The sequence below is a fragment of the Burkholderia sp. AU44665 genome (genome assembly GCF_030504405.1).
Taxonomy (GTDB): Bacteria; Pseudomonadota; Gammaproteobacteria; order Burkholderiales; family Burkholderiaceae; genus Burkholderia; species Burkholderia semiarida.
Genome location: NZ_JAUJRI010000002.1, coordinates 281,771 through 293,849 on the forward strand (window position 1 = coordinate 281,771; position 12,079 = coordinate 293,849).

The following is a 12,079-nucleotide window of genomic DNA, read 5'->3' on the forward strand; positions in this document are numbered from 1 at the left end:
ATTTTTGCGGGACACCCCGCCGGGCGCGCGCGGCGTTCGGCGCTAAAATCGGGGTTTCCTCTCCTTCCGCGATTTCCCCATGACGTCTTCCGTTTCCCGCCCGAGCGGCCGCCGCGCCGACGAACTGCGCAAGGTCGCCCTCACGCGCCACTACACGAAACACGCCGAAGGCTCCGTGCTGGTCGAATTCGGCGACACCAAGGTGCTCTGCACCGCCAGCGTCGCCGAGCGCGTGCCCGAATTCCTGCGCGAGCGCGGGCAAGGCTGGCTGACCGCCGAATACGGGATGCTGCCGCGCGCGACGCACACGCGCAGCGACCGTGAAGCCGCGCGCGGCAAGCAGACGGGCCGCACGCAGGAAATTCAGCGCCTGATCGGCCGCGCGCTGCGCGCGGTGTTCGATCTCGAGGCGCTCGGCCCGCGCACGATCCACATCGACTGCGACGTGATCCAGGCCGACGGCGGCACGCGCACGGCCAGCATCACCGGCGCGTTCGTCGCCGCGCACGACGCCGTGTCGACGCTGATCGCGGCCGGCAAGCTCGCGCACTCGCCGATCACCGACCACGTCGCCGCGATCTCGGTCGGCGTGTACGAAGGCGCGCCGGTGCTCGACCTCGACTACGCGGAAGATTCGCGCTGCGACACCGACATGAACGTCGTGATGACGGGCGCGGGCGGCTTCGTCGAAGTCCAGGGCACGGCCGAAGGCGTGCCGTTCTCGCGCGCCGAGATGAATGCGCTGCTCGACCTCGCGCAAGGCGGGATCGCCGAGCTCGTGCAGTTGCAGAAAGCTGTCCTGGGCACGAACCATGCGTGACGACCGCACCCTCGCGCCGCTGTCGCGCATCGTGCTCGCGTCGAACAACGCCGGCAAGCTGCGCGAATTCACCGCGCTGTTTTCCACGGTCGGCATCGAGATCATGCCGCAGGGCGACCTGGCCGTGCCCGAGGCGGAAGAGCCGTTTGGCACGTTCATCGAGAATGCGCTGACGAAGGCGCGCCACGCGTCGCGGCTCACCGGGCTGCCGGCGATCGCCGACGATTCCGGCCTGTGCGTGCGCGCGCTGCGCGGCGCACCAGGCGTCTATTCGGCGCGCTACGCGCAGCGCGCGGGCCGCGACAAGGGCGACGCGGCGAACAATGCGTACCTGGTCGAGCAACTGCGCGGCGTCGGCGACCGGCGCGCATACTATTGCTGCGTGCTCGCGCTCGTGCGTCACGCGGACGATCCCGAGCCGCTGTTCGCCGAAGGCCGCTGGGCCGGCGAGATCGTCGATACGCCGCGCGGCGGGCACGGATTCGGCTACGACCCGTATTTCTACCTGCCGTCGCTCGGCGCGACGGCAGCCGAACTCGAGCCGGCCGTCAAGAACACGCACAGCCATCGCGCGCTCGCGCTGAAGGCGCTGCTCGCGCGGCTCGCAGAGGAACCCGCATGATCGTCTTCATCACGCATCCGCAGCGGGAGGCCGCATGAGCCAGGCCGCGGAAACCGGCGCACGCGTCGTCGCGACCTTCACGTCGCCCGGCCAGGTACGCCTCACGTCGCTGCCGCCGCTCGCGCTGTATGTGCATTTCCCGTGGTGCGTGCGCAAGTGCCCGTACTGCGACTTCAACTCGCACGAATGGAAAGGCGAACGGTTTCCGGAAGCCGAGTATCTCGACGCGTTGCGCGCCGACCTCGAGCAGGCGCTGCCGCTCGTGTGGGGCCGGCAGGTGCATACCGTGTTCATCGGCGGCGGCACGCCGAGCCTGCTGTCGGCGGCCGGCCTCGACCGGATGCTGTCCGACGTGCGCGCGCTGCTGCCGCTCGACGCCGATGCCGAGATCACGCTGGAAGCGAATCCGGGCACGTTCGAAGCCGCGAAGTTCGCGCAGTTCCGCGCAAGCGGCGTGAACCGCCTGTCGGTCGGCATCCAGAGCTTCAACGAGGCGCACCTGAAGGCGCTCGGCCGGATTCACGACACCGCGCAGGCACGCGCGGCCGTCGAGATCGCCGCGAAGAACTTCGACAACTTCAACCTCGACCTGATGTTCGCGCTGCCGAACCAGACGCTCGACGAATGCCGCGCCGACATCGAGACGGCGCTGTCGTTCGCGCCGCCGCACCTGTCGCTGTATCACCTGACGCTCGAGCCGAATACGCTGTTCGCGAAATTCCCGCCCGTCGTGCCCGATGACGACGCGTCGGCCGACATGCAGGAATGGATCCATGCGCGCACGGCCGAAGCCGGCTACGGGCGCTACGAAGTATCCGCGTACGCGAAGCCGAATCATCAGTGCAAGCACAACCTGAACTACTGGCGCTTCGGCGACTATCTCGGGATCGGCGCGGGTGCCCACACGAAACTGTCGTTCCCGAACCGGATCCTGCGGCAGGCGCGCTACAAGCATCCGGCGACCTTCATCGAACAGGCGAAGGCCGGCACGGCCGTGCAGGAAGAGCGTGAGGTCGGCGCGCGCGACCTGCCGTTCGAGTTCATGCTGAACACGCTGCGGCTCGTCGAGGGTTTCCCCGTGCACAGCTTCGCGGAACGCACGGGCCTGCCGATGAGCACGATCGAGCCGGCATTGAAGGAAGCGGAACGGCGCGGACTGATCACGCGCGATTTCACGCAAATCGCGCCGACGCCGCTCGGCCAGCGTTTCCTCAACGACCTGCAGGAATTGTTCCTGCGCGACGACTGAACGAATGAACGAGGCGGCATTTCGGTTACAATGCCGCCTCGTGTGGAAGCGTGGCCGAGCGGTTTAAGGCACTGGTCTTGAAAACCAGCGACGGGAAACTGTCCGTGAGTTCGAATCTCACCGCTTCCGCCAGGAAATTCGCCGAACCCCGTCCATTCGCAGAATGACGGGGTTTTTTGTTTGTCGCACGCGTGCGCCCCGCACGAGCCGACACGTCGCGCCGGATGCCGTTACAATCCCGCGCTCCGATTCGCGAAACGGGAACTCCACGTCATGAAGCCCTTCCTCGTCTCGTCGCTCGCCGCGCTGCTGGTTGCCGTCAGCACGCATGCGGCGGCCGACACCGCCTCCGGCGACGCGCAAGCATCGTGTGCGATCGCGTACGTGACCGGCGTCGGCGGTTCGCCGCGCGGCCTGAGCGAATACCTCGCGAGCCCGTCGCCATACAACTACCTGAAGGACAACGAGCTTCAATGCAAGGTGGGTGACGACGGACGCACGTCGAACTGCACCGGCGTGACCTATCTGCGCAACGAACAGGTCAGCGTATACGACGATTCCGATCCGGCGACGCTGACCGTCGTCGCGCGCGTGGAACTCGATCACGGCCAGAAGTATCCGGTGATCGTCGTCGTGCAGCGCAAGGACGCGCGCTGCAAGTAATGAAGTCGCGACGCGACACGTTCATCAGTCGAGACGGACGCGCATGCGCGCCGGGCAGCGGCAGGCGGAGCAGCAGGACGACCGACACCACGGCGCCCAACGCAAACGCAATCGCGCTCAGGAATCGGCACCGGATCGGCATGGTACGCGCGCCCGGGCGCATGCCGCCGCGCATCGCCGCACGCCTCCCCACCCCGCTCGCCATCACCTAGAATTCGTTCAACACGGCGACAAACGCCGCCGCGTATTCGATGCCGCACGCGCCACCCGTGCGCGCGGCACACGGAGATCGCCATGACCGACCTGTCGAGCGCGACGGAACACGTCGATTACGAAGGCTTCGAGATCCATGTCGTGCCGGCCGCGATGCCCGGCAGCGACACGCGCTATACCTACACCGGCTACGTGTGCCATCCGGGCGTGAATCCCGCGTTGCCCGGCCATGCGGTGCCGTTCCACGCGGACGGCGAGGAGAGCTTCGCGAGCATCGACGAGGCGACCCGTGAAGCCGTGCACATCGGCAAGAGCATCATCGACGGCACGCACCCCGACCTGTCGGTACTGTCGCTCGTGACGCACGGCTTCTGACGCGGCCGCAAAGCATCGCCGGCGATGGCGCGGAAGGCCGGTCGAGGTCGCCGCATCGGCTGGCCGCGCGGCCGGATGATCGCAGCGTGCCGCGGCTTTCAACCTTGCAACATGCGCGTCCATCGCTGACGCTGTCACATGTCGCGTCACCTCGCGACGCACCGCGCGCGATGCACGTCGCTCGACGCAGCGCCCGGCCGTCATCATCAGCGATCGCAGCAACCGATCCCGCGCGCTATGCGTTTCCCCCCATATCGTCTCGCGTCGGTACGCCTATCATTTTTCTATCGTCCCTCCCGGCCATCCCGTCATGCGCCCCCTTCTCCGTCCGCGCGTCGTCCGGCTGCGTGTCGCTGCGCTAGCCGTCGTCGCCCTGCTCGCCGCGTGCACGATCACGCCGCCTTCGTCGCTACGCTCGGTCCTGACGATTCCGTCGGTCATACGCAGCGGCACGCTCGACCAGTATCGCGTCGAGGTCGCGCATCGCGTCGCCGAGCGCAATCCGTCCGGCATGCTGCACGGCACACCGCAGGCCATGCTGCGTTCGCTGGTCGTCGTGGCCTTCACCGTCGATGGCAGCGGCCGCGTGATCAACGCGTCCGTCTATCGCAGCAACGGCGACAGCGAGGCGGAAGCGCTCGCGCTCGCGTCGCTGCGCCGCTCGGCGCCGCTGCCGGCGCCGCCGTCACGGCTGCTCGACGGCAACGGCCGGCTCGAATTGATGGAAGGCTGGCTCTTCAACGACGACGGCCACTTCCAGCTGCAAAGCACCGCGTCCGCGCAGGCGCAGTCGATCGACTGACGCGCCGCCGCGGCCCGATTGCCGGTGCACGGCGCTGCTGGCTATAATTTTCCGCACTCGCGCGGCCATCACGCCGCGCGTGCGTTCGCGCGCCGCACCCGGCAAGCGAGCCGACCACGCCGGCACCGGGCGGCGGCGACGTACCCGTCTCCATCGTCGACCGGCGGGTGACGTCCGCGCCACGGCGCGCGTCCACGCCGCCATCGCGTCATCCGCATCGATCATTTGCCCGGCAGCGCCCGGCAGGCCGTCGCCCGCCGAACGCACGCTCAGCCGGCTGCCCCAACGACAAAACGGAGACATCCATGTCCGCATCCCCCCCGGCCGTTGCACACGCAACCGGTTCGGCCGGCGCCGTCAGCCACCGGCGCATCGTGTTCGCGAGCTTCATCGGCACCGCGATCGAGTTCTACGATTTCTACGTGTACGCAACGGCCGCCGCGCTCGTCATCGGCCCCGTGTTCTTTCCGCACGGCTCCGCAACGGCGCAGGCACTGTCCGCATTCGTCACGTTCGGCATCGCGTTCATCGCGCGCCCGATCGGCTCGTTCCTGTTCGGACACTTCGGCGACCGTATCGGCCGCAAGTCGACGCTCGTCGCCTCGCTGCTCGTGATGGGCGTATCCACCACCGCAATCGGCTTCGTGCCCGGCTACGACGCGATCGGCACGCTCGCGCCGGTGCTGCTGTGCGTGCTGCGTTTCGGCCAGGGGATCGGTCTCGGCGGCGAATGGGGCGGCGCGGCGCTGCTCGCGACCGAGCATGCGCCGCAGGGCAAGCGCGGCTGGTTCGGGATGTTCCCGCAACTGGGGCCGTCGGTCGGGTTCCTGATGTCGAACGGGCTGTTCTTCGCGCTCGCGCTGTCGCTATCCGACGAGCAGTTCCGCAGTTGGGGCTGGCGCATCCCGTTCCTCGTCAGCGCAGTGCTCGTCGCGCTCGGCCTGTACGTGCGGCTCAAGATCACCGAAACGCCCGCGTTCCAGGCGGCGCTCGACCGCAACGAGCGCGTGCGCGTGCCGGTCGCGACGCTCGTCACGCAGCACTGGCAGCCGACGCTGCTCGGCGCGCTCGCGATGGTCGTCTGCTACACGCTGTTCTATATCTCGACGGTGTTCTCGCTGTCGTACGGCGTGTCGGCGCTGCATATTCCGCGCCAGAGCTTCCTCGGCCTGCTGTGTTTCGCGGTCGTCTTCATGGGGCTCGCGACGCCGCTGTCCGCATGGGCGTCGGACCGCTTCGGCCGCAAGCCGGTGCTGGTCGCCGGCGCGCTCGCCGCGCTGCTGTCGGGGTTCGCGATGGCGCCGCTGCTCGGCAGCGGCTCGATGCCGCTCGTCGCGCTGTTCCTGACGATCGAACTGTTCCTGATGGGCGTGACCTTCGCGCCGATGGGCGCGCTGCTGCCGGAGTTGTTCCCGACCAACGTCCGCTATACGGGCGCGGGCGTCGCGTACAACCTCGGCGGGATCCTCGGCGCGTCGATCGCACCGTATATCGCGCAACTGCTGGCTGCGCGCGGCGGGCTGTCGTGGGTCGGCGGCTACGTGTCGGTCGCGGCGGCGATCAGCCTGATCGGCGTATTGCTGATGCGCGAAACGCGCGACGCATCGCTCGTCTGACCCTCCGGGGCGACCCGGGTTGTACGGCGGCAGGCGCGCTCTATACTCGATCCTGGGCGCGTCGTCGCGCGCCCGGATATCCCGCCCCGACAGGAGCCGCCGCCATGAATATCCGCCTCGCCAATGCCGATCTCGTCGTGATCCTCGCGCTCGCGCTGGGTGGCGCGCTGCTGCTCGCGCTACGGTTCCGGCCGAAGACCTGGCGCGGCCTCGTGTTCGAGGCGCTGCTGGCGAATCTGGCGGCCATCGCCGCCGTCGTCACGGTCGAGATGTTGCTGGCCTGACCACGGCCGCCGCGCCGCGTCAGGCGGACAGCCGCGCGCGCAACGTGCCGTAGGCCGGGCAGACCGTATCGATCGCGTCCAGCGCCTCGTCGACGGTCGGCATCGCGCCCGGCTCGCCGATCGACAGCGCATGCGGCGCGCCGCCGATCCCGCAATGGTGGCGCGACGTCGCGACGAAAATCATCACGGTCGGCCGCTGCAACGCGTGCGCCATGTGCACGAACCCCGTATCGACCCCCACCACGAGCGCGGCCCGGCCCAGCGCCGCGCCCAGCTCGCGCACCGTCATCGCCGGCAACACGATCGCGCCCGGCGCACGAGCGGCGATATCCCGCGCATCGTCGTGCTCGGCCGCCGATCCCCACGGCAGCAACACGCGCACGCCGCGCGCCATCATCTCCGTGGCAAGGGCGGCCCAGTGTTCGGCCGGCCACTTCTTGTCAGGGTTGGACGTCGCATGGAACAGCAGCATGAACGGCCCGCCGTCGGTCACGGCCGCGGGCAGGCTCGCGTCCTGCGGTGCGACGATGCCGTACGCGGCAGCCCCTTCGGGCACGTAGCCGAGCGCTTCGCCGGCACTCACGCGCATCCCGTGCCATGCGTCGCAGTCCGGCCGCGGGCCGAAACGGTGCGAATACGCGAAGCGCGCGCCCGTTTCGCCAAGATCCTGCGTCTGGTAGCCGACACGGCGCGCGGCGCGCGCCAGCGACGAAATGATCGCGCTCTTGTAGACGCCGTGCAGATCGATGACCGCATCGTAACGATGCGCACGCAACGCACCGATCGATGCCGAGATCGCCTTCAGGTCGCCGACATTGCGCATTTTCTTGAAGCGGCGCAGCGGCGCGCACAGGACGGCGCTCACGCCCGGATGCCAGCGTACGACCTCCGCGCACGATTCGTCGACGGCCCAGTCGACCGTCACGCCGGGGAAGGCGCGATGCAGGTCGGCGACGACAGGCAGCGTCTGGACGACGTCGCCGAGCGACGTCACTTTCACGATGAGGATGCGTTTCACGATTGGCGGGGTTCTCGACGGGTTATCTTGGCATGCTAACGACGGTTGCTATGTACAGACATTACGCGAGCATTACATTTGCAACAAATTGCATCTCTTTTGTGGATTTTTGTCATTCCCTATCGGCTTCCGCGGTCCCCGCTGGCATCCGGTTCTTTTTATAATTCCCTCTTTGCCCTCCGGCCCGAGCCAATGCCGCGCCCCGCCCTTCCCGCGCTGTTTCCCGCCCTCACCCGCCGCTCGCTGCGAATCTGGCGCCAATATGGTGTTTTCTGGCTCGGGGCGATCGTCGTCGGGCTCGCGGCCGTCCTGTACGCCCGGTTGATCGACTGGGGCTACGAGTCTTTCCGCGCGATGCGCGATCACGCCGTGTGGCTGCCGCTGCTGCTGACGCCGGCGATCGCCGCGCTGTCGGCATGGATCACGCGCCGCTTCTTCCGCGGCGCCGAGGGCAGCGGCATCCCGCAGGTGATCGCAACACTGCATGCGCGGCCGAGCGCGTTCGGCGCCCGCTTGCTGACGCTGCGCATCCTGTTCGGCAAGGTACTGATCTCGTTCCTCGGCATCCTCGGCGGCTTCACGATCGGCCGCGAAGGGCCGACCGTGCAGGTCGGCGCGGCGCTGATGTTCAACCTGCGGCGCTTCTACCCGCGCTCGAACGCGCAGATCGAACGCCAGCTCGTATTGGCCGGCGCGGCGGCCGGGCTGTCGGCCGCGTTCAATACGCCGCTCGCCGGCATCGTGTTCGCGATCGAGGAACTGACCCGCAGCTTCTCCGCGCGCGCCAGCGGCGTACTGATCACCGCGATCATCCTCGCCGGCGTCGTCGCGCTCGGGCTGAACGGCAACTACACGTATTTCGGCACGATCAACGCCGGCCTCCATTTCCCGAAACTGCTGGCGGTGGCGGTGCTGGTCACCGCGATCGTGACGGGCATCGCGGGCGGCCTGTTCTGCTGGCTGCTGCTCAACACGGGGCGCTGGCTGCCCGCGCAACTGCTGGGCCTGTATCGCGAGCGGCCGATCAGGTTCGCCGCGCTCTGCGGCTTCGTGATCGCCGTCGTGGGGCTCGTATCCGGCGGCACGACGTTCGGTAGCGGCTACGCCGAGGCGCGCGGCCTCCTCGACGGCAGTCAGCATCTGTCGGTGTTCTATCCGTTCCTGAAGATGGTGTCGATGGTCGCGTCGTACCTGCCGGGCATCCCGGGCGGGATCTTCGCGCCGTCGCTGTCGATCGGTGCCGGCTTCGGCAACCTGCTGCACGCCGTGTTCAGCAACATGAGCCTGCCGATGCTGATCGCACTCGCGATGGTCGGCTATCTGGCGGCCGTCACGCAGTCGCCGATCACGTCGTTCGTGATCGTGATGGAAATGATCAACGGGCATGCGCTCGTGATTTCGCTGATGGCGACCGCGCTGGTATCGAGCCGGGTCTCGCGCTTTTTCGCGCCGCCGCTCTACGAAACGCTTGCGCAGCGCTATCTCGCGCCTCCCGTCGCGGCCGCTGCGGCGACGGCAGCCACCGCGAGCAACGTTGCCGAACCCCAGGATGAAAACGCGGCCCCCGCCGACCCGCTCGATACGCTGCGCGACGAAGGCGGCGACGAGCCTGCCGCCGCCGCGGCGGCGACCGACCGCGCCGCGCCGACACCGGCGTCGGACGATACCGGGCCGCCGGCTGCGACCGGCGCACACGGCCCGGCCCAGCCCGGCCCGCGCGACACTCAATAGATCACGACGGGCGCCGGCCGGTAGTAGGCCGGCCGCGCCGGCACGACGATGCACCCGGCCAGCGTGATCGCGACGAGCGCGATGGCGATTGCGGTTCTTTTCATCGCACGCCTGCCTCAAGCCCAGTGGCCACGCGTCCAGAACCAGTTCGGCCCGCGCTGATCCCAGTGGCCCGGCACCCAGTGCATGCCGACGCGTTCGGTTTCCCAGTGACCGCCGATCCACACGTAGCGGCCATGGTCCCAGCGCCAGTGCCCGCGCTCCCACACGTAGCCCACGCGCGTGGCCGGTACGACCTCGTAGCGCACGGGCGGCGGCGCATTCGGCGCGACGACGACGACTTCCTCGGTACGCACGGCGACCGGCTCGGCGATGACCATGCGCCCCTGCGGCGCGATCACGGGCGTGCCGACGAGAATTTCGTCCGCATGCGCGGCAAACGGCGCGACGACGGCTGACAGGCCCGCGGCGAACAGCGCGAGCGAAACGAGACGACGTGAAACGGTAGAGACAGCCATCACAACCTCCTGGTTGAACAAGTTACGCGAGCGTATTCGTTCAATGCGCGACGGGGGATGACGGCCGACAGGCGCCGTGTTACGGCGTACCCGAAAGTGCAACAGGGCGTAAGACGCGCACGGCGGCGGGCGCCGCCGTGCGGAGGGACACGCGCAAGCGTCAGGCTTGCGGAATCTCGATCTTCACTTCGAGGACTTCGAGATCGTCCTGGCGCTCGAGGCTCACGCGAATGTCATCGTCCGAAATATGGACGTACTTCGAGATGACCGCGACGAGTTCCTTCTGCAGCGCCGGCAGGTAATCGGCCGGCGGCCGGCCGCCGACCCGCTCGTGCGCGATGATGAGCTGCAGGCGCTCCTTCGCGACCGATGCGGACTTCTTCTTCTCGCCGAGGAGAAACGAAAGGATGGACATGGGCGGCCTCCGTTACTTGCTGCCGAAGAGGCGCTGCAGCAGGCCCGGCTTCTGGTAATCGGTGAAGCGCAGCGGCTTGTCCTCGCCGAGAAAGCGGGCGACGACGTCCTTGTACGCTTCGGCGACGTCGGTACCGTCGATATGCACGGCCGGCAGACCCTGGTTCGATGCGTGCAGCACGGCTTCCGACTCGGGCACCACGCCGATCAGCTTGATGCGCAGGATCTCGCTGATGTCCTCGAGCGACAGCATCTCGCCTTCGCTCACGCGCTTCGGGCTGTAACGCGTGATCAACAGGTGTTCCTTGATCGGCTCCTTGCCTTCAGTCGCGCGCTTCGTCTTCGACGACAGGATGCCGAGAATGCGATCCGAATCGCGCACCGACGACACTTCCGGGTTCGTGACGATCAGCGCTTCGTCCGCGAAGTACATCGCGTGCAGCGCGCCGGCTTCGATACCGGCCGGCGAATCGCAGACGATGTATTCGAAGTCCATCGCGACGAGGTCGTTCAGCACCTTCTCGACGCCGTCGCGCGTCAGCGCATCCTTGTCGCGCGTCTGCGACGCCGGCAGGATGAACAGGTTCTCGCACTTCTTGTCCTTGATCAGCGCCTGGTTCAGGTTCGCTTCGCCCTGGATCACGTTCACGAGGTCATACACGACGCGACGCTCGCAGCCCATGATGAGATCGAGGTTGCGCAGGCCGACGTCGAAGTCGATCACGGCCGTCTTGTGGCCGCGCAGCGCGAGACCCGACGCGAAGCTCGCGCTCGTCGTCGTCTTGCCCACGCCGCCCTTGCCCGAGGTCACCACGATGATTTTTGCCATTTACCCAATACCCTGTGTTCGTCAATGAGAGCCGATCGACCCGGAGCGCACCGCGTGAATTACGTCAGGCGCAGCGGTTCGATCATCAGTTTTTCCTCTTCGAGCCGGATCTGCACCGATTTGCCCAGTACGTCGGCGGGCAGCGGGTTCTCGGTGGTTCGATAGATACCCGCGATCGAAATCAGTTCCGGTTCGAGACACGTGCAGAAAATGCGCGCGTCGTGATTGCCGTGCACGCCGGCGAGTGCACGGCCGCGCAACGGCGCGTAGATATGAATATTGCCTTCCGCGATGATCTCCGCGCCGTGACTGACCGGCGCGAGCACCACGAGGTCCCCTTTCGCGTAAATCTGCTGCCCCGAACGCAACGGCCGGTCGATCACCAGCGTCTGCGCACCGGCTTGCCCGAGCGCCGGCGCGGGTTCCGGCGACTGTTCGGGCGCCGTTTCGGCTTCCCCAGCGGCGGCGGTGTCGACGGCTGGCACGGCCGCCGGTTCCGCTTCGTCGGCAGGTTTCGCGGCCGGCGCGCGGCGATCGCGCGCCTCCAGCAACGGCAGGCCGGCTTCCCCCGCCCAGCCCTGCGTGGCCAGCGCGACGACGCCCACCGGACGCATCCGCACGTCGTTCAGCATCTGGCGGATGTCCGCGAGCGCGACGCGTTCGCCGTCAGCCAGGCGGCGGACGTCGATCGCGACGACATCGTCGGCAAAAAACTCGGGAGTCGCTTCGAAGCGCTTGACCAGTTCGGCACGCAACGCATCGAGATCGGTCGTCTTCACGGTGAACAGCAACGTATCGACCGATCCGCTGCGCAGCTCGAAGAATGGCGATTTTTTAAGCGACATGGACACTCTGCAAAAATTTTTTGCGTATTTTACAGGCGTCCACGCGTGCGGCCATTATTTTTGGGACTCGGGGTTGCGGC

14 protein-coding genes and 1 tRNA gene are annotated in these 12,079 nt (G+C 67.6%); 10 read left to right on the plus strand and 5 right to left on the minus strand.

All coding sequences use genetic code 11. The features are described 5' to 3' along the window. Positions 1 to 79 precede the first annotated feature (79 nt). The 9 genes from rph to QZM15_RS06415 all read left to right on the plus strand — a co-directional run bounded on the left by rph (position 80) and on the right by QZM15_RS06415 (position 6,644). Entirely contained in the window at positions 80 to 820 is a 741-nt protein-coding gene (gene rph, locus QZM15_RS06375; RefSeq protein ID WP_302106055.1) for a ribonuclease PH, read from the plus strand. Next, positions 813 to 1,442 (plus strand): RdgB/HAM1 family non-canonical purine NTP pyrophosphatase, encoded by a 630-nt coding sequence (rdgB, locus tag QZM15_RS06380; protein ID WP_302106056.1) that lies wholly within the window; start codon positions 813 to 815, stop codon positions 1,440 to 1,442. The genes rph and rdgB overlap by 8 nt, the downstream gene beginning before the upstream one ends. Positions 1,443 to 1,476: 34 nt before the next feature. Next, positions 1,477 to 2,691, plus strand: a complete 1,215-nt coding sequence (gene hemW / locus QZM15_RS06385) for a radical SAM family heme chaperone HemW (RefSeq protein ID WP_060313069.1) — start codon at positions 1,477 to 1,479, stop codon at positions 2,689 to 2,691. 44 nt (positions 2,692 to 2,735) lie between these two features. Next, positions 2,736 to 2,823, plus strand: a tRNA-Ser gene (locus QZM15_RS06390). Between the two features lie 141 nt (positions 2,824 to 2,964). After that, positions 2,965 to 3,354 carry a hypothetical protein gene (locus tag QZM15_RS06395; RefSeq protein WP_059638897.1) on the plus strand — a complete coding sequence of 130 codons (390 nt, stop codon included), beginning with the start codon at positions 2,965 to 2,967 and terminating at the stop codon, positions 3,352 to 3,354. Positions 3,355 to 3,648: 294 nt separating this feature from the next. After that, a complete protein-coding gene (locus tag QZM15_RS06400; protein ID WP_302106057.1) occupies positions 3,649 to 3,942 on the plus strand; it encodes a hypothetical protein in 294 nt (97 codons plus the stop codon). A 310-nt stretch (positions 3,943 to 4,252) separates the two neighbouring features. Then, the gene (locus tag QZM15_RS06405; protein ID WP_059574109.1) at positions 4,253 to 4,744 is read left to right on the plus strand and encodes an energy transducer TonB; all 492 of its coding nucleotides are present in this window, start codon (positions 4,253 to 4,255) and stop codon (positions 4,742 to 4,744) included. Between the two features lie 305 nt (positions 4,745 to 5,049). After that, the gene (locus QZM15_RS06410) at positions 5,050 to 6,360 is read left to right on the plus strand and encodes an MFS transporter (RefSeq protein WP_059574110.1); all 1,311 of its coding nucleotides are present in this window, start codon (positions 5,050 to 5,052) and stop codon (positions 6,358 to 6,360) included. Positions 6,361 to 6,464: 104 nt separating this feature from the next. After that, positions 6,465 to 6,644 carry a hypothetical protein gene (locus QZM15_RS06415; protein WP_059574111.1) on the plus strand — a complete coding sequence of 60 codons (180 nt, stop codon included), beginning with the start codon at positions 6,465 to 6,467 and terminating at the stop codon, positions 6,642 to 6,644. 19 nt (positions 6,645 to 6,663) lie between these two features. Here the strand turns inward: QZM15_RS06415 and waaC are convergent, their stop codons facing one another. Then, positions 6,664 to 7,662, minus strand: coding sequence for a lipopolysaccharide heptosyltransferase I (waaC, locus tag QZM15_RS06420; RefSeq protein WP_060965696.1), 999 nt, complete (start codon positions 7,660 to 7,662; stop codon positions 6,664 to 6,666). 192 nt (positions 7,663 to 7,854) lie between these two features. Between waaC and QZM15_RS06425 the strand changes: the two genes are divergently transcribed. Continuing rightward, complete coding sequence (locus QZM15_RS06425; protein WP_302106058.1) at positions 7,855 to 9,393, plus strand: chloride channel protein; 1,539 nt, start codon at positions 7,855 to 7,857, stop codon at positions 9,391 to 9,393. Between the two features lie 116 nt (positions 9,394 to 9,509). Here the strand turns inward: QZM15_RS06425 and QZM15_RS06430 are convergent, their stop codons facing one another. The 4 genes from QZM15_RS06430 to minC form a co-directional block, all read right to left on the minus strand. Continuing rightward, entirely contained in the window at positions 9,510 to 9,911 is a 402-nt protein-coding gene (locus tag QZM15_RS06430) for a YXWGXW repeat-containing protein (RefSeq protein ID WP_059574114.1), read from the minus strand. Positions 9,912 to 10,071: 160 nt separating this feature from the next. Continuing rightward, positions 10,072 to 10,326: a cell division topological specificity factor MinE gene (gene minE, locus QZM15_RS06435; protein ID WP_006476634.1), complete on the minus strand. Its 255-nt coding sequence runs from the start codon at positions 10,324 to 10,326 to the stop codon at positions 10,072 to 10,074. Between the two features lie 12 nt (positions 10,327 to 10,338). Next, positions 10,339 to 11,154 (minus strand): septum site-determining protein MinD, encoded by an 816-nt coding sequence (minD, locus tag QZM15_RS06440; RefSeq protein ID WP_006476635.1) that lies wholly within the window; start codon positions 11,152 to 11,154, stop codon positions 10,339 to 10,341. 59 nt (positions 11,155 to 11,213) lie between these two features. Beyond that, positions 11,214 to 11,999 (minus strand): septum site-determining protein MinC, encoded by a 786-nt coding sequence (minC, locus tag QZM15_RS06445; RefSeq protein WP_275934192.1) that lies wholly within the window; start codon positions 11,997 to 11,999, stop codon positions 11,214 to 11,216. Between the last annotated feature and the right edge of the window lie 80 nt (positions 12,000 to 12,079).

Coding starts and splice junctions, on each gene's coding strand:
- rph (WP_302106055.1), top strand. CDS start 80: ATGACGTCTTCCGTTTCCCGCCCGAGCGGCCGCCGCGCCGACGAACTG.
- rdgB (WP_302106056.1), top strand. CDS start 813: ATGCGTGACGACCGCACCCTCGCGCCGCTGTCGCGCATCGTGCTCGCG.
- hemW (WP_060313069.1), top strand. CDS start 1,477: ATGAGCCAGGCCGCGGAAACCGGCGCACGCGTCGTCGCGACCTTCACG.
- QZM15_RS06395 (WP_059638897.1), top strand. CDS start 2,965: ATGAAGCCCTTCCTCGTCTCGTCGCTCGCCGCGCTGCTGGTTGCCGTC.
- QZM15_RS06400 (WP_302106057.1), top strand. CDS start 3,649: ATGACCGACCTGTCGAGCGCGACGGAACACGTCGATTACGAAGGCTTC.
- QZM15_RS06405 (WP_059574109.1), top strand. CDS start 4,253: ATGCGCCCCCTTCTCCGTCCGCGCGTCGTCCGGCTGCGTGTCGCTGCG.
- QZM15_RS06410 (WP_059574110.1), top strand. CDS start 5,050: ATGTCCGCATCCCCCCCGGCCGTTGCACACGCAACCGGTTCGGCCGGC.
- QZM15_RS06415 (WP_059574111.1), top strand. CDS start 6,465: ATGAATATCCGCCTCGCCAATGCCGATCTCGTCGTGATCCTCGCGCTC.
- QZM15_RS06425 (WP_302106058.1), top strand. CDS start 7,855: ATGCCGCGCCCCGCCCTTCCCGCGCTGTTTCCCGCCCTCACCCGCCGC.
- QZM15_RS06430 (WP_059574114.1), bottom strand. CDS start 9,911: ATGGCTGTCTCTACCGTTTCACGTCGTCTCGTTTCGCTCGCGCTGTTC.
- minE (WP_006476634.1), bottom strand. CDS start 10,326: ATGTCCATCCTTTCGTTTCTCCTCGGCGAGAAGAAGAAGTCCGCATCG.
- minD (WP_006476635.1), bottom strand. CDS start 11,154: ATGGCAAAAATCATCGTGGTGACCTCGGGCAAGGGCGGCGTGGGCAAG.
- minC (WP_275934192.1), bottom strand. CDS start 11,999: ATGTCGCTTAAAAAATCGCCATTCTTCGAGCTGCGCAGCGGATCGGTC.